This window comes from Pantoea alhagi, assembly GCF_002101395.1.
Lineage (GTDB): Bacteria > Pseudomonadota > Gammaproteobacteria > Enterobacterales > Enterobacteriaceae > Mixta > Mixta alhagi.
The window spans coordinates 2,281,099-2,306,911 of record NZ_CP019706.1 but is presented as its reverse complement, the minus strand read 5'-3'; the positions used below and the strand labels follow the sequence as shown (position 1 = coordinate 2,306,911).

Annotated in this window: 23 protein-coding genes and 1 tRNA gene; 13 read left to right on the top strand and 11 right to left on the bottom strand. The window is 53.3% G+C overall.

Going from position 1 to position 25,813, the window contains the following annotated elements:
- Window positions 1-51 precede the first annotated feature (51 nt).
- Both B1H58_RS10765 and B1H58_RS10760 read left to right on the top strand, forming a co-directional pair.
- A complete protein-coding gene (locus B1H58_RS10765; protein ID WP_085070165.1) occupies window positions 52-672 on the top strand; it encodes a TetR/AcrR family transcriptional regulator in 621 nt (206 codons plus the stop codon).
- Between the two features lie 358 nt (window positions 673-1,030).
- A complete protein-coding gene (locus B1H58_RS10760; RefSeq protein ID WP_085070163.1) occupies window positions 1,031-1,681 on the top strand; it encodes an acyl-homoserine-lactone synthase in 651 nt (216 codons plus the stop codon).
- Here B1H58_RS10760 and B1H58_RS10755 read toward each other — a convergent pair.
- Both B1H58_RS10755 and B1H58_RS10750 read right to left on the bottom strand, forming a co-directional pair.
- Window positions 1,662-2,399, bottom strand: a complete 738-nt coding sequence (locus tag B1H58_RS10755) for a LuxR family transcriptional regulator (RefSeq protein ID WP_085070161.1) — start codon at window positions 2,397-2,399, stop codon at window positions 1,662-1,664. The genes B1H58_RS10760 and B1H58_RS10755 overlap by 20 nt on opposite strands.
- Window positions 2,400-2,645: 246 nt before the next feature.
- The gene (locus B1H58_RS10750; RefSeq protein ID WP_085070159.1) at window positions 2,646-4,790 is read right to left on the bottom strand and encodes an ornithine decarboxylase; all 2,145 of its coding nucleotides are present in this window, start codon (window positions 4,788-4,790) and stop codon (window positions 2,646-2,648) included.
- Window positions 4,791-5,397: 607 nt separating this feature from the next.
- Between B1H58_RS10750 and B1H58_RS10745 the strand changes: the two genes are divergently transcribed.
- Entirely contained in the window at window positions 5,398-6,465 is a 1,068-nt protein-coding gene (locus B1H58_RS10745) for an alkene reductase (RefSeq protein WP_085070157.1), read from the top strand.
- A gap of 40 nt (window positions 6,466-6,505) precedes the next feature.
- On the opposite strand, the gene B1H58_RS10740 is transcribed toward B1H58_RS10745, so the two are convergent.
- Complete coding sequence (locus tag B1H58_RS10740) at window positions 6,506-7,816, bottom strand: PQQ-dependent sugar dehydrogenase (RefSeq protein ID WP_085070154.1); 1,311 nt, start codon at window positions 7,814-7,816, stop codon at window positions 6,506-6,508.
- Complete coding sequence (locus tag B1H58_RS10735) at window positions 7,813-8,253, bottom strand: DUF2231 domain-containing protein (RefSeq protein ID WP_085070152.1); 441 nt, start codon at window positions 8,251-8,253, stop codon at window positions 7,813-7,815. Before B1H58_RS10735 ends, B1H58_RS10740 begins: the two co-directional genes overlap by 4 nt.
- 210 nt (window positions 8,254-8,463) lie before the next feature.
- On the opposite strand from B1H58_RS10735, the gene B1H58_RS10730 reads away from it, so the two are divergent.
- Together B1H58_RS10730 and B1H58_RS10725 are read left to right on the top strand one after the other, a co-directional pair.
- Window positions 8,464-9,252, top strand: a complete 789-nt coding sequence (locus B1H58_RS10730; RefSeq protein WP_085070150.1) for a siderophore-interacting protein — start codon at window positions 8,464-8,466, stop codon at window positions 9,250-9,252.
- 64 nt (window positions 9,253-9,316) lie between these two features.
- Window positions 9,317-9,823 carry a PadR family transcriptional regulator gene (locus B1H58_RS10725; RefSeq protein WP_085070148.1) on the top strand — a complete coding sequence of 169 codons (507 nt, stop codon included), beginning with the start codon at window positions 9,317-9,319 and terminating at the stop codon, window positions 9,821-9,823.
- Window positions 9,824-9,870: 47 nt separating this feature from the next.
- On the opposite strand, the gene B1H58_RS10720 is transcribed toward B1H58_RS10725, so the two are convergent.
- Window positions 9,871-10,971: an NADH:flavin oxidoreductase/NADH oxidase gene (locus B1H58_RS10720; RefSeq protein ID WP_085070146.1), complete on the bottom strand. Its 1,101-nt coding sequence runs from the start codon at window positions 10,969-10,971 to the stop codon at window positions 9,871-9,873.
- Window positions 10,972-11,055: 84 nt separating this feature from the next.
- Window positions 11,056-12,501 (bottom strand): sugar porter family MFS transporter, encoded by a 1,446-nt coding sequence (locus B1H58_RS10715; RefSeq protein ID WP_257788827.1) that lies wholly within the window; start codon window positions 12,499-12,501, stop codon window positions 11,056-11,058.
- A 369-nt stretch (window positions 12,502-12,870) separates the two neighbouring features.
- Here B1H58_RS10715 and B1H58_RS10710 point away from each other — a divergent pair, with 369 nt between their 5' ends.
- Genes B1H58_RS10710 through B1H58_RS10690 form a run of 5 tightly spaced genes read left to right on the top strand, consistent with a single transcriptional unit; the run spans window position 12,871 to window position 18,245 of the window.
- On the top strand, window positions 12,871-13,275 hold the full coding sequence (locus tag B1H58_RS10710) for an ExbD/TolR family protein (RefSeq protein ID WP_085070141.1): 405 nt from the start codon (window positions 12,871-12,873) through the stop codon (window positions 13,273-13,275).
- A gap of 1 nt (window position 13,276) precedes the next feature.
- Window positions 13,277-14,050: an energy transducer TonB gene (locus tag B1H58_RS10705; RefSeq protein ID WP_085070139.1), complete on the top strand. Its 774-nt coding sequence runs from the start codon at window positions 13,277-13,279 to the stop codon at window positions 14,048-14,050.
- Between the two features lie 35 nt (window positions 14,051-14,085).
- Entirely contained in the window at window positions 14,086-16,329 is a 2,244-nt protein-coding gene (locus tag B1H58_RS10700; RefSeq protein ID WP_085070138.1) for a TonB-dependent receptor family protein, read from the top strand.
- 19 nt (window positions 16,330-16,348) lie between these two features.
- Complete coding sequence (locus B1H58_RS10695; protein WP_085070136.1) at window positions 16,349-16,993, top strand: MotA/TolQ/ExbB proton channel family protein; 645 nt, start codon at window positions 16,349-16,351, stop codon at window positions 16,991-16,993.
- Entirely contained in the window at window positions 16,986-18,245 is a 1,260-nt protein-coding gene (locus tag B1H58_RS10690) for a phospholipase D-like domain-containing protein (RefSeq protein ID WP_085070134.1), read from the top strand. The genes B1H58_RS10695 and B1H58_RS10690 overlap by 8 nt, the downstream gene beginning before the upstream one ends.
- Before the next feature lie 3 nt (window positions 18,246-18,248).
- Here the strand turns inward: B1H58_RS10690 and B1H58_RS10685 are convergent, their stop codons facing one another.
- The 3 genes from B1H58_RS10685 to yghU form a co-directional block, all read right to left on the bottom strand.
- Window positions 18,249-19,652: an MFS transporter gene (locus B1H58_RS10685; RefSeq protein WP_157130166.1), complete on the bottom strand. Its 1,404-nt coding sequence runs from the start codon at window positions 19,650-19,652 to the stop codon at window positions 18,249-18,251.
- Between the two features lie 79 nt (window positions 19,653-19,731).
- The gene (locus B1H58_RS10680) at window positions 19,732-20,901 is read right to left on the bottom strand and encodes a M20 aminoacylase family protein (protein ID WP_085070132.1); all 1,170 of its coding nucleotides are present in this window, start codon (window positions 20,899-20,901) and stop codon (window positions 19,732-19,734) included.
- 534 nt (window positions 20,902-21,435) lie between these two features.
- A complete protein-coding gene (yghU, locus tag B1H58_RS10675) occupies window positions 21,436-22,293 on the bottom strand; it encodes a glutathione-dependent disulfide-bond oxidoreductase (RefSeq protein WP_085070130.1) in 858 nt (285 codons plus the stop codon).
- Window positions 22,294-22,571: 278 nt separating this feature from the next.
- Here yghU and B1H58_RS10670 point away from each other — a divergent pair, with 278 nt between their 5' ends.
- Both B1H58_RS10670 and B1H58_RS10665 read left to right on the top strand, forming a co-directional pair.
- A complete protein-coding gene (locus B1H58_RS10670; RefSeq protein ID WP_085070128.1) occupies window positions 22,572-22,760 on the top strand; it encodes a hypothetical protein in 189 nt (62 codons plus the stop codon).
- Window positions 22,761-22,793: 33 nt separating this feature from the next.
- The gene (locus B1H58_RS10665) at window positions 22,794-23,423 is read left to right on the top strand and encodes a deoxynucleoside kinase (RefSeq protein ID WP_085070126.1); all 630 of its coding nucleotides are present in this window, start codon (window positions 22,794-22,796) and stop codon (window positions 23,421-23,423) included.
- Window positions 23,424-23,520: 97 nt separating this feature from the next.
- On the opposite strand, the gene B1H58_RS10660 is transcribed toward B1H58_RS10665, so the two are convergent.
- On the bottom strand, window positions 23,521-23,871 hold the full coding sequence (locus B1H58_RS10660) for a nitrous oxide-stimulated promoter family protein (protein ID WP_085070125.1): 351 nt from the start codon (window positions 23,869-23,871) through the stop codon (window positions 23,521-23,523).
- 316 nt (window positions 23,872-24,187) lie between these two features.
- Window positions 24,188-24,263 (bottom strand) — tRNA-Phe (locus B1H58_RS10655).
- 194 nt (window positions 24,264-24,457) lie between these two features.
- On the opposite strand from B1H58_RS10655, the gene B1H58_RS10650 reads away from it, so the two are divergent.
- Window positions 24,458-25,774: a methyl-accepting chemotaxis protein gene (locus tag B1H58_RS10650; RefSeq protein ID WP_085070123.1), complete on the top strand. Its 1,317-nt coding sequence runs from the start codon at window positions 24,458-24,460 to the stop codon at window positions 25,772-25,774.
- Window positions 25,775-25,813: the final 39 nt, after the last annotated feature.

The following is a 25,813-nucleotide window of genomic DNA, read 5'->3' as shown; positions in this document are numbered from 1 at the left end:
AAACAGAGAAAACAAGAGGTTAAAGTGGTTGAAAGGGACACCCAGGCAGATATGCCGATGACGTCCACGCGCGCCCGTACGCGCAGGCTATTAATTGAAACGGCAATGAAAATGTTTGATAGCGGTAGCTTTCCTTCTATTACCGAAGTGGCTCAGGCAGCCCAGCTATCACGCGCCACAGCATACCGTTACTTCCCTACACAAAGCGCGCTGGTTTCAGCCATAGTCACTGAAACGCTGAGCCCGATGAAAAATTTCCAGCCGACAAAAACCGATGTCAGCGATCGTATTGATGAGCTACTGGCTTTCGCTTTTCCGCGCATGTTGCAACATGAAGGTACGCTCCGTGCAGCGCTGCACTTATCCCTGACGCAGTGGGCGCAGTCTCGCTCAACGGATTTGCCGCTGGTAAAAGAAAAGCTGGTACGCGGTAATCGTAAGCAAACGCTGCAGCATGTGGTTGAGCCCCTAAAAACTGAACTCTCCCCGGAGCTGTTGCAGAAAGTGATGTATGCGTTATCGCTGGTATATGGTTCTGAGATCTTTCTGGTAATGAAAGATATCTGGGGCTGTGATGATGACTCTCTGCAGGGCGTGGCGCGTTGGATCGCTAAGGCTATTGTACGTCAGGCCCGGGAAGATGCGCGGCTGGAGTCGGGCGCAGATAAATAGACCGTTGCGGCTTTCCCTGTCGACCTTATCAAAGCGCGTCGGTTTAGGCCATTTGCCTGCCAGGTAAATCGCTATGGTTTATTTCTTAGCCAGTCAATATGGCGTAGCTCTTCGCATTGCTGGCTAAAGCGCTATTAGCTTACGCTCTAAAATTTTGTCTGGTACAGACAAAATCCTTGCCTTATGTTTAAGCGAGGTACGCCTTTCTTCTATCCTCTCTGCACAACACATTCTTTGTACGCTGTACAAGCGCGCCGGAAAAAGCGAAAATCAGGGCAGGATTCTACCGGAATAGTTTACGCTCCGGATTAGGTTTTGTAATTCAGATGCAAAACAACATCATCGAAATGGAGTCAGCATGATAAATTTTCTTGACATTAACTACCCAAAGTTATCAGAGCAAAGGTCGAGCGAGCTATTTATCCTGAGGAAGGAAACCTTCAAAGATCGCCTGGACTGGGCAGTTAACTGCGTCAATGGTATGGAGTTTGATGAGTATGATAACGAACATACAACATATGTGTTCGGTATTCATAACGATAACGTATTATGCAGCGTAAGATTTATCGAAACCCGCTACCCTAATATGATCAGTCATACCTTTGCACCCTGGTTTAATAATGTTGAGTTGCCTGCAGGAAACTATATAGAATCCAGCCGTTTCTTTGTTGATAAAGAGCGCGCCCGCTCTTCCGATCTTTATCAATATCCCGTCAGTAGCATGCTTTTTTTGGCGATGGTAAATTATGCGCGTCACTATGGTTATGAAGGCATATATACCCTGGTCAGTCATGCAATGCTGCGTATATTGAAACGTTCCGGCTGGGAAATTTCAGTAGTTGAGCAAACGCTATCCGAGAAAAAAGAAAAAATTTATATCGTGTTTTTACCGATTGACGATAAAAACCGCGATATACTTATTGAGAAGTCTAATCAGGATAAACTTTTTGATGACAAAGAGTTAGCTAAATGGCCGCTGGCTTTTCAGCCTAACCTGCGGCAGGTTTAATTAGCTGTAGTTCAATACCCATCCTGATGGCATGTTTTGCGTTCATCACGCCCAGCTTTTTGACAACATTGCCAATGTGGAATTTTACGGTGCTTACTTTGATATCCAGGATAAGCGCTATTTCCTGGTAAGTTTTCCCAACGCTGGCCCAGTAAAGAATTTCATTTTCACGCGGTGAGAAGATATCTTTACTCACCTGTTTTTTACTGGCAGCGTTATCATCCATCTCTTTATAGAGCGAGATGACCTTGTCATGCGCTTTGATCAATAACATCTGTAACTGTTCCTGATGCTGCGCAACAATCTCTTCGGTTTCATGAACATGATTTTCATTCATTAAAATAGAAAGTAAGGCAAGATTATTGTAATAATCATGTAAAACAAATGTATGACCGTTAACGATTTTATAATTTTTAGATAGATTGAAAATCTTGGAAAAGTTTAGCTCGCTATTGATAGTGATATTCTCGTCCCATGAAAAAGGCGAAATACGCGTAAAGGATGCAATAACCACAGGATCAATTTGCTGATAATTATTTTCTTTATAAATTTCCACCCATTCTTTCGGGTAGTTGGAAATAATCACCATGTCAGCTGGATTCTTTTTATTTAAAACCATATAAGCATATTTTAAATCGCCAAGCTGGTTTAATTCGCTATCGAAATAGTGCTGTACGGTGTCGATGATCGCCTGATTTTCTGAAAAAAATAGTGACATCCATAACCTCAAAATAACGTTGTATCTTCCTTAATTTGCCCGCTAATGCAGGACCCCTATACTAAAGTGTAACTTACAACCATGGTACATACATCGTAAAGTGTATGAAAGTAAAAGACAAAGAATAATAAATTACACGCAAAAAAAAACCTGACCATATGAGATCAGGTTGCCATTTGGCCAACACCAGGGAAAATTTATCTAAAAATTATCATATAGTTAACTATCCAGCGTCAAGATAAACCCTCATTCTGTAATGATATATCCATATAACCTTTTTACTCCCTCACTGTCCGTTTCGGTATACACGCCTTGCAGTTCCGGTGAAAAACCAGGCAGCAGGTTTATGCCCGCTTCCAGCGCTAAAAAGTAACGCAACGCCGCCCCGCCCCACACTTCGCCAGGCACTACGCACAGTACGCCAGGTGGATAAGGCAATGCGCCTTCTGCAGCAATTAAACCTTCCGCCTGTGCGACAGGCACCAGTTCAACATTCCCACGAATAAAGGCCTGATTAGCATCCTGCGCATTCATTTTGACCTGCGGCAAGCTGGCCTGACGAAACATCGCTTTCTGTAAATCTTTTACACCATAGCTCACATACAAATCGTGCATTTCCTGGCATAAGCGACGCAGACGATAGCCGCGATAGCGGTCAGCATGTTTACTGTACAGCACCGGCAAAACCTCACTCATCAGCGAATCTTCGCGGATGTGCTGTTCAAAACGCACCAGCATTGCCACCAGCTGAGCCATTTTTTCCGCGCTTTCCGCAGGCGTCAGCAGAAAAAGGATGGAATTCAGATCGGATTTCTCCGGCACGATGCCGTTTTCACGCAGGTAGTTAGCCAGAATCGTAGCCGGAATGCCAAAGCTGCTGTATTCACCGCTGGCAGCATCGATACCGGGCGTGGTCAGCAACAGCTTGCAGGGATCGATCAGATACTGACCCGGCGCATAGCCGGCAAATCCATGCCATTTTTCGTCCGGCGCGAAGCTGAAATAACGGGCATCAAGGGCGATTTGCTCACCAGGTGCTGCCTGCCACGGTTGGCCATCGACACTTTCCGGGATAAAGGGACGGATCAGGCTGCAATGGGACAGAATCGCCTTGCGCGTTTCAATCCCCAGCGTAACGCACTCATGCCACAGCCGCCGTCCTGCTGCGCCCTGATGCATTTTGGCGTTCACATCCAGCGCGGCGAATAAGGGATAAAAAGGGCTGGTTGAGGCGTGCAGCATAAACGCATTATTCAGCCGCTTATGACTGCAAAAGCGCCGCTGTCCGCGAATATGGTTATCCTTTTTATGAATCTGCGACGTTTGTGAAAACCCCGCCTGCTGCTTATGAACCGACTGGGTAACAAATATTCCCGGATCGTTTTCATTAAGCTCAAGCAACAGCGGCGAACAGGCTTCCATCACCGGAATAAACTGCTCATAGCCCACCCAGGCGGAATCAAACAGAATGTAATCACAGAGGTGGCCGATGCGATCGATCACCTGACGGGCGTTGTACACCGTACCGTCATAGGTACCCAGCTGAATGATCGCCAGGCGAAACGGCCTTGCCTCTTCGGCGCGCTGCGGTGCAACGTGGCGCAGCTGTTCACGCAAATATGCCTCATCAAAACAGCGCGCGTCGATACCGCCAATAAAACCAAAAGGATTACGTGCCGCTTCCAGATAAACCGGCGTCGCGCCCGCCTGAATCAGCGCGCCATGATGATTAGACTTATGGTTATTACGATCGAACAACACCAGATCGCCACGCGTTAGCAGCGCATTGGTAACCACTTTGTTGGCGCTGGAGGTGCCGTTCAGCACAAAGTAGGTCTTATCCGCGTTAAAAACTTTGGCGGCAAATTTTTGGGCATCTTTCGCCGAACCTTCGTGAATCAACAGATCGCCCAGTCTGACATCCGCATTGCACATATCCGAGCGAAACAGATTTTCGCCATAAAACTCATAAAACTGACGCCCCGCCGGATGTTTACGGAAAAAGGCACCGCCCTGATGGCCCGGACAGGCGAAAGTACTATTATTCATGGCGACATATTTTGTCAGGGTATCGAAGAACGGCGGCAGCAGCGTCGCTTCATAGTTATCCGCAGCCTGCTTCAGCTGTGTCAGTGACTCAGCGCTGCCGTCCAGCACGCCTGTTACCTGTGGCAGATCCGCCGTTTCGCTGGCCTGCATCGCTGCCACAAATACCGGAAACGTAAAGCCGGTATGGCGTAATAACCCCAACATGCCGCTGCGCGCGTCCGCAACAGAAACGACGACCGCCGCTACATCAGTAAAGTCTGTCTTATCGAGCGCAACGATCTCTCGTCCAACAGGAAGTGATGGTACCAGCGCGGCGCTGGCAGCTATTTTTAATGGTGTCATAACACAAATCCTCAGGCGTCAAGGATGAGCGGGTGCGCAAGGCACAGCAATGGGAATCAGCTTCCCGGCGAAAGATGTCGAGAGGATGCAAAGCTAAAAGGGTTCCAGCTGCAACCGATAGACATCAGTAAAATCAGAGCGCGTCTGTTTTTACTCATGTCCAACAGGGAGCGTAGATTAACCTCACCGCATGGTGAACAGAGAGTTTGCCGAAGGGGAAAAGGAAGCGCGTCCACGCCGCGATCGATAACCACGGGCGCAGCGGCGCTGGGCCTGCAACGATCCGAACATAGCGCTACTCCCGCAATAACGATGGACGATAAAAAAGTGGCGTCATGATGTCATTTTTTATTGGAGGAAACAACCCTGAAATCTGAATAGACAATCACATCAAAATTAGTTAATAACCTGAATTTAAAATACTAATTTATAAGGTAGTGTTTTTTATCACAATAATAGTGATTTTTTATTCATATTAACTCGCATCTGATTTTAACAGAATATGCTGCCCCCTCCCCCGCTGCACCGCTATCCATTGACGCTCTGTCTCCCACTCCGCATGATGATTTCACTGAAATCTGACGCTCACTGAATGGATGAGGTAACTATGGCAAGCTTGTACCAGCCGGTAAAAATCGGCGCGCTGGAATTAAAAAATCGTATCGTGATGGCACCGTTGACGCGGATGCGTGCGGTTGAAGCACGTACGCCGAATGAAATCATGCTAAAACACTACGTGCAGCGCGCCAGCGCAGGACTAATCGTGACTGAAGCCACGTCAATTTCACCGCAGGGCGTGGGCTACCCTCATACGCCGGGCATCTGGAGCGAGGAGCAGGTTGCTGGCTGGCGTCAAATCACCGATGCGGTGCATCAGGCTGGCGGCAAGATTATCATCCAGCTATGGCATGTAGGCCGGGTTTCCGATCCGATTCACCTTAACGGCGAATTGCCGGTAGCGCCTTCGGCCATTGCACCTGAGGGCCACGTTACGCTGGTTCGTCCGCAGCGTCCTTACGTTACGCCGCGCGCGCTGGAAACCAGTGAGATCGCCGGTATTGTGGAAGATTTTCGCCGGGCTGCAGAAAACGCCAAACGGGCGGGCTTTGACGGTATCGATATTCACGCTGCCAACGGCTACCTGATCGATCAGTTCCTGCATGATGGCTCCAACCAGCGTACTGACCAGTATGGCGGCCCGATTGAAAACCGCACCCGTTTCCTGCTGGAAGTGGTCGATGCGGTTCTGCAGGTCTGGCCCGCCGATCGCGTTGGCGTGCATTTAAACCTGATGTCTAATGCCTATTCCATGTCAGATTCCAGTCCGCGCGCGCTGTTTAGCTATGTCGCAGAACAGCTTGATGCCCGCAAGCTGGCCTTTATTTTTGCCCGTGAAGCGTTAACGCAGGCGGAGCCTATTGGACCGCTGGTGCGCGAGAAGTTTAGCGGCGCATTTATTGCGAACGAGGGAATTACGCGTGAAGAGGCGGAAAAGCTGATTGCTGAAGGGGGCGCTGATGCCGTGAGCTTTGGCAAACTGTTTATCGCGAATCCGGATTTGGTGGCGCGCTTTGCGCATCAGGCACCGTTAAACGCGCTGGATAGTGACAACCTCTATCGGATGGAGCCGCCATACGAGCGCGGCTACACCGATTATCCTTTCCTCGCGGATTAATCTTTTCCCGGAGTGCCAGCGGCGCTCCGGGAACCGCTCATTACCGTGCCGCGCTAACCCGCCAGACAGTATTCCCGGCATCATCCGCAATCAGCACGCCGCCCTGCTTATCCATTGCCAGGCCCACCGGCAGGCCGCGTACTTCCTTATGATCGTCCGTCAGAAAACCGGTGACCACCGGCTCCGGCTTGCCAACCGGACGGCCATTCTGGAAAGCGACAAACGATACGCGATAGCCGTTCAGCGGTGTCCGATCCCAGCTGCCGTGCTCGCTGATAAAGGCGCCGCCATGATATTTTTCCGGCAGAGTAGTGCCGGTATAAAACATCAGACCCAGCGGCGCCACGTGCGAGCTTAAGGCATAGTCCGGCTTAATCGCTTTTTTCACCAGATCGGGGCGCTGCGGCATAATGCGGTGATCGATATGCTGACCAAAATAGCTGTAAGGCCAGCCATAAAAGCCGCCTTCCTGTACTGAAGTCAGATAGTCAGGCACCAGATCGGCACCGATCTCGTCACGCTCGTTAACGATCGCCCACAGTTTGCCGGTTTGTGGTTCCCACTGTAGCCCGGTGGGGTTACGCAGGCCGCTGGCATAGATACGGCTGCCGCCGGTAGCGGTATCCACTTCCAGCACCGCCGCCCGACGATACTCTGCGCCGATCCCATTCTCGCCAACATTACTGTTGGAGCCGACGCCCACATACAGCTTGCTGCCATCCGGACTGGCTAACAGCGACTTGGTCCAGTGATGATTAAGCGGCCCACCAGGCAGATCGGTCACCTCGGTGCCGGGATCGGTAATGCGTGTCGCACCCTCTTCATAGCGATAGCGCATAATATTGTCGGCATTAGCCACATAGAGCGTATCGCCCACCAGCTGTACGCCAAACGGCGAATGCAGCCCCTCAAGAAAAACATGTTTTTCCCAGGTCACGCCGTCGCCGCTGGAATTGCGCAGCAGCGTGATGCGGTTGCCGCCCTTCCCGCCTTTTCCGGACGATTGCTGCACCACTCCCATTACCAGCTGTTTCGGCATACTTACTGGCTTCGAGCCGGGACTGTTGGCTTCAACCACCAGCACATCATTATTAGGCAGTACGTAAACCTGGCGTGGGTGCATCAGACCATCCGCCACTTTGGTAATTTGCAGACCGCTGGCGACCTCAGGCGCTTCGCCCTGCTTCCAGGCAACCCCTTTTGGCACCTGCATTGGCGGTATCAGAAAATCCTGCGCCTTCGGCAATACCGGATCGGGACCCATTTGCTGGCTGGGATCGATGGTAGCCTGTTCATCACAGCCGCTTAACAGCAGCGCGGAAGAGACGGCGAGCAAGAGTAATTTTTTCATCGGGTCGCTCCTTCTGCACTACGCAGGCGCAGGGCCAGTTGGATATTGGCGAGGCAGAGCAGCGCCACCACCAGCGTAGAGAGGATCACGCCTGCCGGCACCACGGCGTAAGCATCGCGGCTGTGAACAAAGGCATTAAAAATCGCCAGCACGATCGCCAGAAGATTGGCCCAAAAATGAATTTTTACCGGCGAGGTTTGCGGCCATGAAGCGCCTACCCATACCTGCACCAGATTAATCAGCCGGGGAATAATGGCGATAATCAGCCCAAACACAATTAGCCAGCTGGCGCTTTTGGTCCACATTGGGTTGTAACTATTGAAATAGATAATGTCAAAAATCCAGGCGGCGGCGAAAAAGCCCAGCGGAACAGGATTAAGAAATTCATACAGCGCCACTGCAAACGCAGAGTGACGTCTGGTCGCATAGGGGTTCATTGGCAGGCTCCTGAAGTAACAAGAAAAAACGGCAGCAAAACATTTACAGCCGTAACGCAGTACTGCAAAAGCGTAGTAAAAATTACCCGTTTCGGTTAACAATCAGGCAAAAAAATAGTCAATCTTTACCAAAAGGCGCACAAAAGGCGCTTGTGATAAAGATATATCTTAGATATGTTTCTGCTCTTACTTCACTATAAGGCGACCGCGATGAGCGCAGAGATCTTTACCCAGGAATGGCCCCTTCCCACACGCAGAAAAAATGAGCTAAAACTGCGGCAGCTGCGTGTACTGCACAAAACACAGATTGGCAGTTTCTACCGTATTTGCTTCACCGGCGACGACCTGCAGGGCTTTAATTCCCACAGCTTCGATGATCACATCAAACTCTTTTTCCCTGATGCAGAAAACGGCGAGCTGCTGCTGCCGGAAATCAGCGATCAGGGCGTGGTATGGCCGGAAGGCAAACGTCCGCAGTCGCGCGACTATACGCCGCTGACCTGGGATGCAGCAGCCAATACGCTGACCATCGATTTCTTTATCCATCCTGGCGGTCTCGCCAGCGGCTGGGCGGAAAAAGCGCAGCCCGGCGATCCGCTGGTGATTGGCGGCCCGCGTGGTTCTTTCTGTATGCCGCTGGACTATGTGTTTCAGCTCTATCTGTGTGATGAATCCAGCCTGCCCGCGTTAAATCGACGCCTGACGGAGATTCAGGCAGCACAGCCAGATGCGGAGATCCACGTCATGATTATGGCGGATGAAACGCAGAGCAGAGCTTACCTGCCCTCGCTGGCGGGCGTGACCTGTCACTTTCTGCCCGCAGGCGATGTTGATGCCGCACGGTATGCGCTACGGCAGCTGACGATCCCGCAGCAGGGATATTTTCTCTGGCTCACCGGCGAAGGCGCCCGGGTAAAAGCGCTGCTTGATGACCTGATCGGGGAGCGTCAGATAAATGAAAACTATCTGCGCGGCGTGGCTTACTGGCATCAGAAGTGATCTTTTCCCGGCGGGGAAGGCCGGGATCGTTATATGTTTAACCCCAGGTTAAAGGAAAAAACTGATGAAAGATAAAAGCGGTTCTGCTTTTTTTGCCCATAAAAAACGTAAAGAGCGGCTACTGGACGCAACGGAAGTGCGCCTGCTTATTCTGCGTATTCTGGAGACGCGGCCGGCGCACGGCTATGAGATTATTAAGGCGATAGAAGAGCTGTCACGCGGCGAGTATGCGCCCAGTCCCAGCCTGATTTATCCCAATCTGACGCTGCTGGAAGAGATGGGCTACGTTACCGCGAAGATGGAAGATAACAACAAGAAGAACCACTGGATTACTGCTGAAGGCAAAGATTTTCTGGAGCAGCAGCAGGCTCAGCTGGAGAGCGTGATTGACCGCATGCAGTCGCTGGCGGTGCTGGCCAATAACCGCAGCCTGCCGGAAGTACAGCGTGCCATTCATAATATGCGCACCGCATTAAACACGCGTCTGTCCGAGGAGAATATTTCACAGCAGTCGCTGTATGCCATTATTGATGTGCTGGATGAGGCCGCAAAAAAGATCGAGCGCAGTTAGCGGGAGGGAAACTCACCTCCGGCGAGGCCGGAAGTGAGTGATTTGCGTTACTCGCTGGTGCGATAACGTTCCAGCCAGTGAGCGTATGGCGCAGGCAGCACCCAGGCCGCTTTATCCTGCTTCAGCGCCAGCGCTGCCTTATAAGGCCAGTGCGGATCTGCCAGATGAGCGCGGCCCACCATAACCAGATCCAGCTGCTGCTCTTCAACGGTACGGTTGGCAATCGCCGGTGCATCAATGCCCCAGGCGGAAGCGACCGGGATCTGCGCTTCGCGACGTACGCGTTCAGCGATCGGTGCCAGGAAAGCCGGGCCCCACGGGATATTGCCATCCGGCGTAGAGAAGCCGATGCTGACGCTCAGCAGATCCAGACCGTTGGCACGCATCTGACGCGTTACCTCGATCGACTCCGCTAACGTCTCTTCATCGCGACCGTCATACTCAATCACGCCGAAACGCGCGGTCAGCGGCAGGTTCTCCGGCCACACGTGACGCACTGCTTCCAGGGTTTCCAGCATAAAGCGGCTGCGGCCTGCAAGGTCGCCGCCATACTGATCCTGACGCTGGTTAGCCTGTACTGAAAAGAAGCTCTGCGCCAGATAACCGTGCGCAAAGTGCAGCTCCAGCCATTCAAAGCCAGCATCGCGAGCGCGACGGGCGGCAGTGGCGAAATCTTCACGTACGCGGGCAATATCGTCCAGCGTCATCGCTTTCGGTACCTGCGGCAGGTTAGCGCCAAAGGCAACGGCGGAAGGCGCGATGGTTTCCCAGCCGCGTCCGTCATCGGCGGCGATATGGTCATCGCCTTCCCAAGGACGGTTGGCGCTTGCTTTACGTCCGGCGTGTGCGATCTGAATGCCCGGTACGGCACCTGCCGCTTTAATATCACGGGCGATCTGCGCCAGTTTCTCCGCCTGCTCGTCGTTCCAGATACCCAGACAGCCGGGGGTGATACGGCCTTCCGGCGCTACCGCCGTTGCCTCAACGATCACCAGACCCGCGCCGCCGCGCGCCAGTCCGCTGTAGTGCACGCGGTGCCAGTCATTGCTCAGGCCGTCGGTGGCGGTGTACTGACACATGGGCGGTACCGCAATGCGGTTACGCAGCGTCACGTCTTTCAAAGAAAACGGTGAAAATAAACCTGACATTTAAACCTCTTGCATTCAGGAAAAGTAAATCCGGACGAGCCGGTCAGCCCGAAAAGAGAGCCGATCATAACCCGTCCATGTTTTTTAAACTTCACCGTATTTGCTACGCATCATATTCTCGATCTCCTCCAGACTCTTGCCGCGCGTCTCCGGCAGCAGGAAGTAAACGAAAATAAAGGAACCGATATTCAGCAGCACAAACAGGAAGAAGGTCTGATTGCCGATCAGGTTCAGCAGCAACGGGAAAGCAAACGCCACGGTGGCATTACAGATCCACTGAAACGAGACGGCGGTACCGGCCAGCGCGCCGCGAATCTTCATCGGGAACAGCTCCGACATCAGCAGCCAGTAAACCGGCGAAATGCACATCTGCATAAAAAACAGGAACACCAGAATGCACCCCAGCGCCAGATAACTTTGCATCAGATTCTGCGGCAGCAAAGTCAGCGTCAGGCCCAGCGCCACCTGTGTCAGGATCACGATGGTCAGGCCGGTCATCAGCATGTGGCGACGGCTGAAGCGGCTCACCGCCCAGATGCCCACCAGCGTCGCCAGTACCGATACAACACCATTACCGATGGTGGCGGCGATGGAAGCGTTGGTGCCCATGCCAGTGGTCTTCAGGATAATCGGCGTGTAATACATAAAGGCGTTTACGCCGGTAAACTGCGCCACAAAGCCCAGACCGCAGCCGGTCAGCAGCAGGCGGATCACCCAGCGCTCTCTGAGCAGCTCTTTTACCGAGGGTCCTTTACGCGCCAGCTTCTCCTGCTTACGCATCTCCGCCATCTCTTTGCGAATCTCGCGCGGCGTCTCCCTGAGCTTCTTAAGCACTTTCAGCGCTTCGGTGAAACGGCCTTCCGCTACCAGCCAGTGCGGTGAGGCGGGCACAAAGAAGGTGCCGATAAACAGCAAAATGCCCGGCACCATCGCCAGCGCCAGCATATAGCGCCAGATATACGGATCGTGCAATGTATAGCTCATGATGGTGCTCACGACATAGGCCAGCAGCTGACCGCTGACGATCATCAATTCGTTGCGGCTCACCAGCGGCGCGCGGCGTTTAGGCCCGGCGATCTCGGCAATAAACACCGGTACGGTGGCCGAGCCGCCGCCGACAGCAATCCCCAGTACAAAGCGCATCGCCACCATAACCGGCACCGACGGCGCAACGGCGGTGCCCAGCGCCCCGGCGATAAACAACAGCGCCAGGCTGCGCAGCGTCATGCGACGACCAAAGCGGTCCGACATAAAGCCGCTAAGGAACGATCCCAGCGCCGCGCCAAAAATCAGCGACGACGCTACCAGCCCCTCGGTAAAAGAGTTCAGTCCCAGCCCACCCTGCGATGGCGCAGCGGACATAAAAGGTAAGGAACCGGAAATAATCCCGGTATCGTAACCGAAGGCGAGCGCCCCCATTGTCGCGACCAGCACCACGAGAAAAATGCGTTGCCTGATAGTGTCTTTGGTTTCCGTCACCTCTACGGATGACGGCTGAGATGAATAGTCAGTCATAGTGCTCCCTGTTATTGATTTTGTAATGTTTTGTTCAGGCGTTGATGCTTGAAATTAAAGGGGTTTGCTCCAGCAGAAGAGAGAAAGGTAAAGATAAGTCTAGACCCGCATTGCTGGGATCGCCTGTTTACGTGATAAAGATCACAACAAAAGCGTTACAGTAGAAGAATAAATAACCGCTGGCGGCAACATCAGGGCAGCGAAATATAAAGAGCCATCGCCGGTCTTGATTTGCCCCTTTCTCGGCATGCTTAAGCCAGGGTTATTGTTCACCCATTCTGTATGCCTGTTCTTTGGGGATATTGTGAAAATTTTGTCTTTCAAACGTAACAAAAAATAAACAAAGCTTCCCTATAGTGGCTGCTCTTTCACTCAGGAGGCACCATGCGAAGCTGGAACGAAGCCAGGAAAAATAAAGCGCATATTGAACTGATCCCGATGATCGACGTGATGATGTTTCTGCTGGTGTTCTTTGTGCTGATTAGCCTGAATGTGATACCGGCCCAGGGGCTGAAAACCCAGTTGCCCGGTGCGGCAAGCGCGCAACAGCTGAAGCCGCAGAAAAAAGCGATCGTGACGCTGGGTGATAACGATCGTTTGCAGCTGGATGGGCAACCGATCGCCCTGCAGGATCTGGTAGATAAGCTGAAACAGCAGCAGCAGAGCGAACCGCTGACCATTATCCTCAACAGCGATAAGGGCGTCGCCGTAGAACGGCTGGTCGCAGTGATGGATAACCTGCGCCAGGGCGGTTTTACCTCCGTTTCTATCGCCACACGGAAACTGTGATATGTACGCGCTCTATCGCTCCCGCCATTTGCTGAGCTGGTTCCCTGCCCTTGCAGCAGCAGGATGGATGCTGTGGATTAACCAGCAGGTCACGCTGAAAGTACAGCCTCGTTATGATGAATCCACGATGGAACTGATACTGGCAGAGCCGCCTGCGCCGGTGACGCCTGCCGAGCCGGAACCGGATCCCATGCCGCAGCCTGATCCTGTGCCGCAACCCACGCCTGCGCCGCCGCCACAACCGGAGCCGGATCCCGAACCCCAGCCGGTTGCTGAAACGCAGCCAGCACCGCCGGTTGCGCCGCCGCAGTCTAAGCCAAAACCCAAAGCGGTTGTGCAGCCGAAGCCCCGTCCGAAAGCGCCACTCCGTTCACAGCCAGTACCGGCAACAAAACCGGTCGCCTCAAGCCAGGCGCCATCTGCCGCCGCGCCGCGTGCCCCTGCAGCCAGTAGCAACGCCGCCAGTGCGGGCGCGCTGGAGAGTGGCTATTTACAGGCGCTGCGCCGCGATCTGGAACAGCGTAAGCGTTATCCCACCGGACGTCAGGCTTCGCTTGAACGTCCGGAAGGCAGCGTCGAAGTCTGGCTGGAGGTGGATCGCAGCGGTCGCGTGATCGCTTCCGGCATCGCCAGCAAAACGCGCAGCATGCTACTTAACCGCGCCGCCAGCAGCAGCCTGCAAAGTATCAGCCAGCTTAAGCCTTTCCCTGAAGGCGCTTTTGCCGGACAAAGCCGTAAACGTTTTACCGCCACTTTCAACTACCGGGCCCCCTGATGCCGGAACCTCTCATCGTACGACAGGAAAAGAAAATGACAGCATTTAAACGTTCTGGGATATCTCTTGCGATTATGGCTGCGCTGTTGCCCGGCCTGACGCAGGCGGAAGAGAATAGCGATGTCGGCACCATTGATGTGCAGGGCGTTTCTCTCGGCGGCGGCATGATGGTTCAGGAGGAGACGCCTAAAGCGCGTTCCACCGTGACAAAAGAGGCGATGGATAAAATGCCTTCCGCCGCCAATGCCATCGATAAGCTGAAATATACGCCAGGGCTGAACGTTAACAGTACCGATGCCAGCGGCCTGAGCGGCGTTGACTACACTATGCGCGGGATGAACTCCGATCAGATTGGCCTGTCGATGGACGGCGTTCCCATTAACGATTCCGGCAACTATGCGGTCTACCCTAGCCTGTTGGGCGATGCGGAAAACCTGCAGGAGATCTTTGTCACGCAGGGCGCGTCTGAAGCGGACGGCCCGCATATCGGCTCCAGCGGCGGCAATATCGGACTGGTAACCCGTCGTCCGGCGAAAGAGTTCGGCGGCTTCGTGAAACAGACGCTCGGCAGCAATAATCTCAGTAAAACCTTTGCCCGCCTGGAGACCGGTGAATATAGCGGCTTTAGCAACTGGCTCTCTTACTCCCATACCGAAGCGAAAAAATGGCGCGGCGAAGGTCGTCTCTACTCTGATAAGTTTGAGATGAACTCGCTGTTTGAGGCGGAAAACGGCAACACCAGCAATCTGATTGTGAAATATAACCGTCAGGAAAACAGCAACTATAACTCCATCAGCAAGGCGCAATTTGAAAGCGAGGGGCGCAGCTCCGGCGATTTTCCCTCCTCGCCGCAATACAACAGCCGCGGTCAGATAAGCCGCTATTACAAGCTGAACCGTAACCCGTTTGAAAACCTGACCGTCAGCTTTAGCCAGAAACTCCAGCTACGCGATAATCTGAGCTGGACTATTCAACCCTATTATTACTGGGGTAACGGCGGCAGCTTCAGCGGCCAGAACGCGTCGACGCTCTCTCCCACCTCGGACCAGGCCGGACAGTATGATTTAAGCAATCTCAGCAGCAATACTTACTATCGCCCTTCCTGGACACAGACCTGGCGCCCCGGCATTACCACTAAACTCAAGTGGGACATTAACGAACAGCACAGCCTCGACCTGGGCTACTGGTACGAGCGTGCGCGCCAGCACCAGACCCAGCCGTTTATCAGCATCAACTCAGACGGCAACCCGGCGGATCTGTGGGGCGAGCCAGGCGGCTCAAATCAGGTAACCGATGCTAATGGCAAGACAGTACAGGGCCGCGATCAGTACACCGTCACGCCAGCGCAAAAGATCTGGGTACAGGATAGCTGGTATCTTTCGCCCGACTGGACGCTGGTAGGCGGCCTGGCCTGGCAGCACGTTGAGCGACGCGGCGAGAATAATGGCAGCCTGTATGACAGCCCGGAAGATCGCCGCGCCAGCTACCATAAATTTCTGCCCAACTTCAGCGCCAGCTATCGCCTGAACCCGGAGAACCAGCTGTTCTACAGCCTGTCACGCAATATGCGTACGCCGCCTAATTATGTGCTGTACAACGTCGGCGACTCGATCAGCACCAAACCAGAGCTGAGCTGGAACCATGAACTGGGATGGCGTTTCCAGCAGGAAGATATGCTGTTGAGCGCCACGCTGTTCTGGCTGCGCTATAGCGATCGTCAGGTTTCCACCACCAACAGTAGCGGCGATTATGAAATGATGAACGTCGGCAAGGTAGAGAACCGGGGGATCGAGCTGGAGTGGAGCGGAAAGCTGCCGCATAACTTCAACTACTACGCCTCTTATACCTTTACCGATTCAGAACAAAAAGAGGATCTCACTACCGAGGGCGTGACCCTGTCGACCTCCGGCAAGACGCTGCCTAACGTGCCGAAGAACCTGCTTAACCTGACGCTGGGCTACGATGATGGCCTCTGGTATAGCGGCGTAACGGCTAAATATGTCGGCGCGTTTTACGGCGATCTCACCAATGATGAAAAAGTAGGCGGCCGCACGGTATTTGATCTGGCAGCAGGCGTTCATCTGCCGGTCGATAAGAAGATTGTGAAAAGCGCCACGCTGCGTTTCGGCGTCGATAACCTGTTTGACAAAGAGTACCTCACCTCGGCACGCACCACCGTGTTTAACGCCAGCGCGCGTAACGGACTGGATGCTAACACGCCTTATTACAACGTTGGCGAGGAGCGCACCTTCAGCGTCTCGCTGGAAGCCACTTTCTGATGAATCAGGAATCAACACAATGAACGCGACCTTACTGCACGACATTATCTTTTATATCATGTACTTTGCACTGGCTATCGCGCTGGTGATCATTATTGAGCGGGCAATTAGCTTCGCCTGGACATGGCGACAGGCGCGGCAGCTGGAGCAGGCGCTGACGCCGCAGGTACGGCAGATTAATGCCCTGCCCGCCGAACTGCTGCGCCGCAACAGCCTGCCGCTCTCAATGATTCAGCCAATTATGCTGCATAAAAATCAGCATAACGCGCAGTCGCTGAATGATATGGTGGAAACGCAATATCTGCTGAGTAAGCCACAGCTGAACCGTGGGCTGTGGCTGCTGGAAACCATCGTTACCGCCGCACCGCTGCTTGGCCTGCTGGGAACGGTAATGGGAATTATCGATACCTTTAAAGCGCTCTCCGCTTCCGGCGTTTCTGAGCCGAGCCTGGTATCGGCAGGAATGGGCACTGCGCTGTACGCCACCGGCCTGGGCATCGCCATCGCGCTGATTGCGCTGGTAGGCAATAATTATCTGCAAAGCCGTATGGATCGCATTGGCGAACTGTTAAAAGTGCTGCTTATCCGCGCTGCCGGATCGGCACTGCCGCTGCCCGACGCTGCCGATAACTGGGCAGAAAACGGAGCGCAGCGTTATGCCTGACATTTTCTCGTGCAGGTGGCGTCGCCGCCTGCGATTTTTACTCTGGAGCAGTAGCCTGTTGATATTAAGTCCCGGCGCCAGCGCGCGTTTTGAAACCGAAGGTTATGAGCTGGTCTACACCGCACCGGTAGAGACCCAATTACAGGCGGGAGATCTGCGCCGCAGCGACGACGTCTGGCGCGATATGTTTGCGAGTGCGCAACGGCAGATCGATATCGCCCAGTTTTACGTTGCCAACCAGCCCGGCTCAAAGCTGGATGAAGTGCTACACACGCTGCGCGCCGCAGGCGAGCGTGGCGTAAAAATCCGCTTTCTTATGGAAGAGAAAGGCTTGCGTAACAGCACACCGGAGACGCTGGAACAGCTGAAAAGCATTCCCAATCTTGAGCTACGTCTGATGCCGTTTGGCAAACTCAGCGGCGGCATTATTCACGCCAAATATTTTGTCATAGACGATCGTCAGGCGTTTGTCGGCAGTCAGAACTTCGACTGGCGGGCGCTGGAGCATATTCAGGAGACCGGCCTACGCATCAGCGATGCGCCGGTGGTAGCGCAAATCGCCGCGATATTTAATCAGGACTGGCAGGCCCAGGCACTGCTGGCAGCCGATCAGCCAGTGCCCCCTGTTGCCAGTCAGGAGACGCGCACGGAGCTGCGTAGCGGCAACTATCTGGTCGCCAGCCCGCATAGCTGGAATCCGCCAGGGGTCATTGATTCGCAGGCGGCGTTACCGCAGCTGCTGGCGTCGGCAACACGCTCGGTGCGCGTTCAGGTAATGGACTATGCGCCGCTCTCTTATGGATCGCAGCACAGCCGCCCTTTTTATCCGGTTATCGATAACGCTTTACGCAGCGCGGCAGCACGCGGCGTGCATATTGAACTGATGGTTGCCGACTGGAATACCGACCGCCCCGATATTGACTGGCTGAAAAGCCTGGCGCTGGTGCCCAACGTAGAGATTAAAGTAGTCACCATTCCACCTGCGAGCAGCGGCTTTATTCCTTATGCCCGGGTGATCCACAGTAAAATAATGATCCTTGACGATCGGCTTGCCTGGATCGGCACCAGCAACTGGCGCGGCGGCTATCTGGATAACTCGCGCAACCTGGAGCTGGTTTTAAATAATGAGAACATGGCGCAGCGGTTAAACCAGCTTTATCAGCAGCTGTGGCATAGCCCTTACGCGGCGGCGTTGCGTATTGATTATGACTATCCCCCACCACAGCCGGGCGGCGAGAAAAAAGCGCCCTGATGGCTAAGCGCTGCCTGCCTGGCGCGGCACCATCAGCGCAATGGTAATAAATGAAATAACGCAAAACGCGACGTTAACCAGCAGCCCGGCGGTCGCTGCGGTTGCTGCGCCCAGCGGCAACACTGCGGCATAGACCGAGGCGGAGATGGCAATGCCGAAGGCGCCGCCCAGCGAACTGGCCATTTTATAGATACCGGACGCCACGCCGATTTTATCCTCCGGCGCGCTGGAAATAGCGGTATCGGTGGAGGGAGTGGCATAAAAGCCTAACCCGAGACCAAACAGCACATAACCTATAAATACCGCCGCCGCGTAGGTGCTGTCAGGGAGTTGCGTTAGCGCCATCAAGGCCACGCCGATGCCGGTCATCGCGGTGCCCCACAGCATCGGCTTGCGCGCCCCCACCTTTTGCAGCAGCTTTTCACCGACGCGGATCATTGCCAGTACAGCAACCAGATAGCCCAGCGTTAACATACCGGACTGAAAGGCGCTGAATCCTCGCCCCTGTTGCACATAGATGCTGGCGACAATCAGCGTACCGGCCACGGCGTTGAGTAAAAAGTTAGAGAGCGTCGCCCCACTCCAGGCACGTTGCCTGAACAGTGCGAAATCGATAAAGCTGGCGCTCTTTTTACGCCGTGCGCCGGTAAAAAACAGCGCTGCCGCCAGCAAAAATATAAAGGCGGGGATCAGGATCGGACTGCTGGTCCAGCCAAAGGCGTTGCCTTTGGTAATCGCCCAGTTCAGGCAAATAAGCATCACCACAAAGGTAAACAGGCCAAAATAGTCAAAGCGATGGGAAACGGTGGTATTAACCTTGCTTTCCGGCGTGCCGCGGATCAGCAGCATGCCCGCCAGCGCAAAGAGGATCGACAGAATAAACACCCATTTCCAGCCCCAGTAGGTGGCTATCGCGCCGCCTGCCAGCGAGCAAAGGCCGGAACCGCCCCAGGAGCCGATCGACCAGTAGCTCAGCGCCCGTTGCCGCGCCGCGTCCTGATAGCAGGTTTTTATTAACGCCAGCGTGGCGGGCATAATACAGGCGGCGGACAGCCCCTGAATAATTCGCCCTGCGGCAAACAGCAGGCTATTTTGCGCCATAATCAGACACAGGCAGCCAATAATACTTAATATAAAACCCAGCTGGGTCATTTTAACCCGACCAAAACGATCGGCAAAGCCGCCCGCCACCACAATAAAGCAGCCGGAAAAAAGTCCCGTCAGGCTAATAGCTAAATTTAACGATCCCAGAGGAATAGCAACATCCTGCTGAATAGCCGGAACGATATTCACCACCGACTGGGCAAACAACCAAAATGTCAGCACCCCAGCCATAATTCCGATAATTAACCGACCGCTTCCCTGATACGCTACAGATTTAATCTGTTTTATTTCTGTTGCAGACATTCGGATCCCCTCTGTTTTATATTTCCCTGTCAGCATTTACGCGACGTTCAACGCAAAACGAATAATGCTCAACCGATATTTAATTTAAAAAGCACTCTGCAAGATGGCTAAAAAACATTGCGCCCGGAACAATCAGTTCATCGTTAAAGTCGTAGCCTGGATGATGCACCATGCATCTTTCCGGTTCGTCGCCTGCGCCCAGGAACAGATAGCTGCCGTGCGGATTTTCCGTCAGCATAAAGGCGAAATCTTCGCTGCCCATGACCGGCGCGGTATTGGTGCAGACCCGGCTTTCGCCAACCAGCTCGCGCGCAACGTTGATGGCGAACGCCGTTGCCTCAGGGTCGTTAATCAATACCGGGCTGCCGTTAATATGATCGATATTTACCTTCGCGCCAAAGCTTTGCGCCTGTCCGTGAGCGATATCGCCGATGCGTTTAAGCAACTGCTGCCGCACCTTATTATCCAGTGCGCGTACGCTCAGCTTCAGCATGGCGCTGGCATTGATAATATTAGGCGCTTCGCCTGAGCAGAGGCTGCCAACGGTAATCACGGCGGGAGAGAATGGCGAGACGTTGCGCGAAACCACCGTTTGCAGCGCCAGCACAATCTGGCAGGCCACCAGCGTGGCGTCGATGCTTTTTTCCGGGAAAGCGCCGTGGCCCCCCTTACCGCTTACCTCAATATGCAACGTATCTGACGAAGCCATCATGGCACCGGTTTTAAAGTAAAAATGCCCCTTTTTTAAGCCCGGCATATTGTGCAGTGCATAGATCGCATCGCAGGGAAACTGCTGAAACAGCCCATCTTCCAGCATCAGTTTGCCGCCATAGAGCAGCTCTTCGCCCGGCTGAAATATGAGATGCAGCGTGCCGCGAAAGTTCTGCGTTTTCGCCAGATACTCCGCCGCGCACAGCAGCGTTGCCGTATGGCCGTCATGCCCGCAGCCGTGGAATTTTCCTTCTGTCCGGCTGCTCCAGGATTTGCCGGTCTGCTCCTGCATCGGCAGCGCATCCATATCCGCCCGCAGGCCCAGCGTTTTATCGCCGTGGCCCACTTTCAGCGTGCCCACCACGCCGGTTTTCGCCATGCCGCGATGCACCTGATAACCCCAGGAGCGTAATTTATCAGCAACAATACTGCTGGTGCGCAACTCTTCCAGCCCAATTTCAGGATGCTGATGCAGATCGCGACGCAGCGCGGTAAATAACGCCTGGCTGTTTATAATATGCTGAAACTTTCCACTCATAGCCCACCTCATTTAATAGCATGAAAAGAAAAAACAATGACGGATTCATTACGGCCATTATTTTCACCCCTCCTGCCAGATTAAAACGGGCGCATTTTCACATAAACTAAAAATGGAAATACGTAATATTATGGATAGTTGCAATCATTATATAACCAGCCAGACTGGATTGTTCTCACTCCGACAGTTTCCAGTTTACGATCGTCTGCTACAAAAAGAAAAGATTAACATCCCTGTCATACCCCGCCTTACCGCCTGACATTTTAATGGTTACTTTTATTTAAGCCGTTAATAATAACAGCAACTTCAAACAAAAAAGCAGTTAACCATTCGATAAAATATTATTTTATGAAACAGAAGTAACTTTAAATCCAACCGTTTATTAGAATTAATGCTAATGCGTTCTAATTATTTAATCAGCTAATCCGTGCGCCGGGAATAATTAACACTTTGCCGCTAATGAGGGGTGTTAATAATTAACAGTAGTATTTTATTGGCTGCAAAACCACGGCGGCTTTCCACCGTGGCTGCAGATTAGCGTACCTGATTCAGCCCAAACTGGTCGAAATCAGTGGCATCGTGGCGCTCTGGCAGCGACTGCTCGCCCCAGGTACGGTTAACGATGCGTCCGCGCTGTACGGCTGGCCGCTCACCAATCTCCTGCGCCCAGCGCTGAAGGTTTTTATAGGAAGCAGCATCAAGGAATTCTGCCGCCTCGTACAGACCACCCTGTACCAGCACGCCATACCAGGGCCAAATCGCCATATCGGCAATGCTGTACTCTTCCCCGGCAATATAGCGATGCTGAGCCAGCTGACGATCCAGCACATCCAGCTGGCGCTTGGCTTCCATCGCAAAGCGGTTGATGGCGTACTCGATTTTTTCCGGCGCGTAGTGATAGAAATGACCGAAGCCGCCGCCGATATAGGGCGCAGAACCCTGCAGCCAGAACAGCCAGTTCAGGGTTTCAGCGCGCGCGCCGCGCGCCTGCGGCAGGAAATGGCCAAATTTTTCCGCCAGATAAACCAGAATATTGCCCGATTCAAACACGCGCACTGCTGGCGTTTCTGAGCGATCAAGCAGCGCCGGAATTTTGGAATTGGGATTAACCGCAACAAAGCCGCTGGAGAACTGATCGCCTTCACTGATACGAATCAGATGCGCGTCATACTCCGCGCCGCTTTCACCTAACGCCAGCAGCTCCTCCAGCAGAATCGTCACTTTCTGCCCGTTCGGCGTTCCCATTGAGTAAAGCTGCAACGGATGTTTACCCAACGGCAGAGCCGCCTCATGCGTTGCGCCAGAAATCGGACGGTTTATTTTCGACCAGCTTCCTGCACCCTGCTGATCCCATTGCCAGACCTTCGGCGGCTGATAATTGTTCTCTGACATGATGTGGTGTCCTTGATAGTAGTGATTAAGTGACGTACTACGCTGAACCGAGTGTAGCAGGCGGGTTTAAACAAACTTAACCGTGCTGGCTTTCATCATCCGGCAGCGCGTCAAAATGACAGGCCTGCGTCATTTTGACAGGTTTCGGTGGCATCAAAATGACAGTACAATTTAATTTACCTGTTTAAATTCAGTTGGTTACATATGGCATATAGCTTGCAATAAGGGAGATAACAGTAGCGCCACGGCTGCTGTACTCACTGATAAAGGAGCTAACCATGCCCTGGTATGATGATTTACAGCGTCAGGTAGAAAAATGCGTCAGCAGCGAAAATATGATGCGCGAACTGCTGGGCGAAATCGGTATTGAAGAGATGATTGCCCGTAATGAAAGCTATGCTGTTCCACAACGCAGACGAATTTTCAACGTGCTGCGCCGCTTATTTGGCATTGATGCCGCACGGTAGCAGCAACAATTTTCTGTATGGCAGGTGAAGTGAATGAAGATAATTACGATTGAAGCCAATATTGCTGCCGGTAAAAGCTCGCTTATCGGGCCGCTGGCTGAACGCCTTACCGCGTTGAGCGGCGAAAGCTGGCAGGTTATGGTAGAGCCGGTAGATGGCGATCCGCAGTTTTTGGCGCTGCTACAGGCGTTTATCAGCAGCCCCGGCGACGCCGATGCCCGAATACGCTTTCAGCTTTATATCACCCGGATGCGCCAGCAGCTGTTGAAAGATCTGCCCGACGGCAACTATTTAATTGAACGTTCGCTTTACAGCGACGTGGTTTTTTGTCACGCCAATTTCCTGCATACCGAACGCCCCGACGCCGCCTATATGGATTATTACTATCAGATCAAAACCTGCCTGAGCGACTATCCACCGATCGATGTGGTGCTCTATATCGATCGTTGCCCGCAGGCCTGCTTTGACAGCTGTATGGCGCGTGGTCGGCCAGGCGAGGCCGCCTATACGCTGGACTATTTTCTCGATCTGAAGCGTTTTCACGACGCCTGCCTGCCGCAGCTGGCGCGAGCTTATCCAGCCCGGCTGATCACCTGTCCGGTGGGAAGCGGCTTCGCTGACGCCGATGCGCTGGCCGCGCTGCTGGTGCAGCAAACCCATTGAAAGCGATAACGGGAGACCTGTATATGGTCAGGCCTTTTATAAAGCCTGTCGGGCGTTTCGCCAGGGCGACCGGTAACAGGCCTGCACGCTAAAGAGGCTACCCTTTTTTCTTTGGCTGATATTTTTCCGGGATCGGCGGCACGGGTCGCCGGTCGTCAATCAGGTGACGAATGGCAAGAATGGGATGACGCCACAGCATACGCGGTCCCGCCCAGCGCATGATTTGCTTCATCTCTGCGCGCTTTGCGGGCTGATAGCAGTGAATCGGACACTGTTTACAGGCGGGCTTCTCTTCACCAAAAGCGCAGCGGTCCAGGCGCTTCACCGCATAGTGATACAGCGACCGGTAACGTTCAGCATCATTATCGGCCTGCGGGCAATCAGCCTGAAACAGGGCGATCATTTTCTCAATAGTGCGCTTTTCTCGCTGGATGCGTTTTCCTGACATAACGAATAACCAACAATATCGGTAAGGTATAAACGGCCACGGTGGGTTACAAAACGGTGACTTTTTACCCTGAATTCACCTTGCGGGTATTAAGCACGATCAACAGAAACAGCTAAGCCGATAGATTATTATCACATCACTGTTGTATCAGGCTGGATGGCGCAAAAATGTTGTCTGCGGACGGGGTTTAAACTGTGGTGAATGGATTCGGGAGGCGTAAATATCTGGCGGCTGGCGGCCCTCAAACAGTGTTTGATAATAATTTCGCTTCCTGAAAAGCAAAGACCCCCGCTTTTCAGCGAGGGTCTGGAAGAAGTGGTGCCCGGACTCGGAATCGAACCAAGGACACGGGGATTTTCAATCCCCTGCTCTACCGACTGAGCTATCCGGGCAACGGGGCGCATTAAACCGTAAAGCCCCGAACTCGTCAAATGCTTTTCACTAAATTTTGACTGATTGCGCTCTTTTGCAGCAATAGGTAATAACAGGCATAAAAAGGCCCCCGGCCCGCCTCCCTTTGCTTAACTTTTACCCTTCCGGGCCGATAATCCGCGGTGAATCCCCCATAACACAATAAAGGTTCACCATGTTCAGTACTATTGCATCAGGAATTGCTTCTCGTTTTGCATTACAGCCGCGAGGAGCGGCCACCCTTGCCTCATTAAATCAGGCAATCGCGATCATTGAGTTCAGGCCCGACGGCACCATTCTCTCCGCCAACGATCTTTTTCTGCAGCGGATGGGCTACCGTCTCAATGAGATCGCCGGAAAACATCACCGGATGTTTTGCCCGGAAGATCTGATTAACTCGCCGCAATATCTCTCTTTCTGGCAGCGGTTACAGCGTGGCGAGAGCTTCAGCAATAAATTTTTGCGCCTGGACAAACAGGGGCATCCGGTCTGGCTGGAGGCTAACTATGTCCCGGTGCGCAATCGTCGCGGCAAAGTAGTGAAAATCATCAAGCTGGCTTCAGATATCACCTCTGATGTTCTGGAGGCCCAGGAGCAACGTGCTATGACCGCAGCCATCGATCGTTCAATGGCGGTGATTACATTTAACCTTGAAGGAGAAGTGCTGAAGGTTAACGCAAATTTCCTGCAAACTACCGGCTACCGTGAACAGGAGGTGGTTGGGCAACACCACCGAATGTTCTGTACCTCTGAGCTACGTAACAGCGCGGAATACAAAAAATTCTGGCAGAAGCTTAACCAGGGCGATTTTATTTCCGGCCTGTTTCGTCGTATTGATAAACAGGGCCGTCCGCTGTGGCTGCGCGCCACCTATAACCCGGTTTTTGATGAAGAGGGCCGGCTGTATAAGATCGTTAAGTTCGCTTCTAACGTCACCGCGCAGGTGGAAAAAAGTCAGCTGGAGCGCGACGCGGCGCATCAGGCCTATGAAACCGCGCGACGTACTGATGAAAGCACGCGCCTCGGCGCAACCGTAGTGGAAAGCAGCGTGCAGAATATCAACGGGCTGGCGAGCGAGCTTCACGGCATTTCCGGCGATATTTCCAGCCTGAGCGCTCAGTCAGATCGTATCGGCCTGATTGTGGAAACCATCCGCAATATCGCCAGCCAAACCAACCTTCTGGCGCTGAATGCCGCGATTGAAGCCGCTCGCGCCGGTGCGCACGGACGCAGCTTCGCCGTGGTAGCCAATGAAGTGCGCTCTCTGGCGGCAAATATTAACCAGGCCACCAACGAGATTGAAAAAATGGTGCGGGATAATAATCAGCTGGCGAATAAAGCGCTGACCGGCATCGAAGCCAATCTTCAGCGCGCCGATCGCGGCGTGGAGCTGGCGCAGGAAGCGGGAGAAGTGATCGCTGAAATCCGTCACAGTGCAGCCGAAGTCGTCAGTGCCATCAGCCATGTCGCCGAGACGCTAAAAGAAGCGTAATTGTCCGGACTGTCATCAATCTGATTCAGGCGGTGGGAC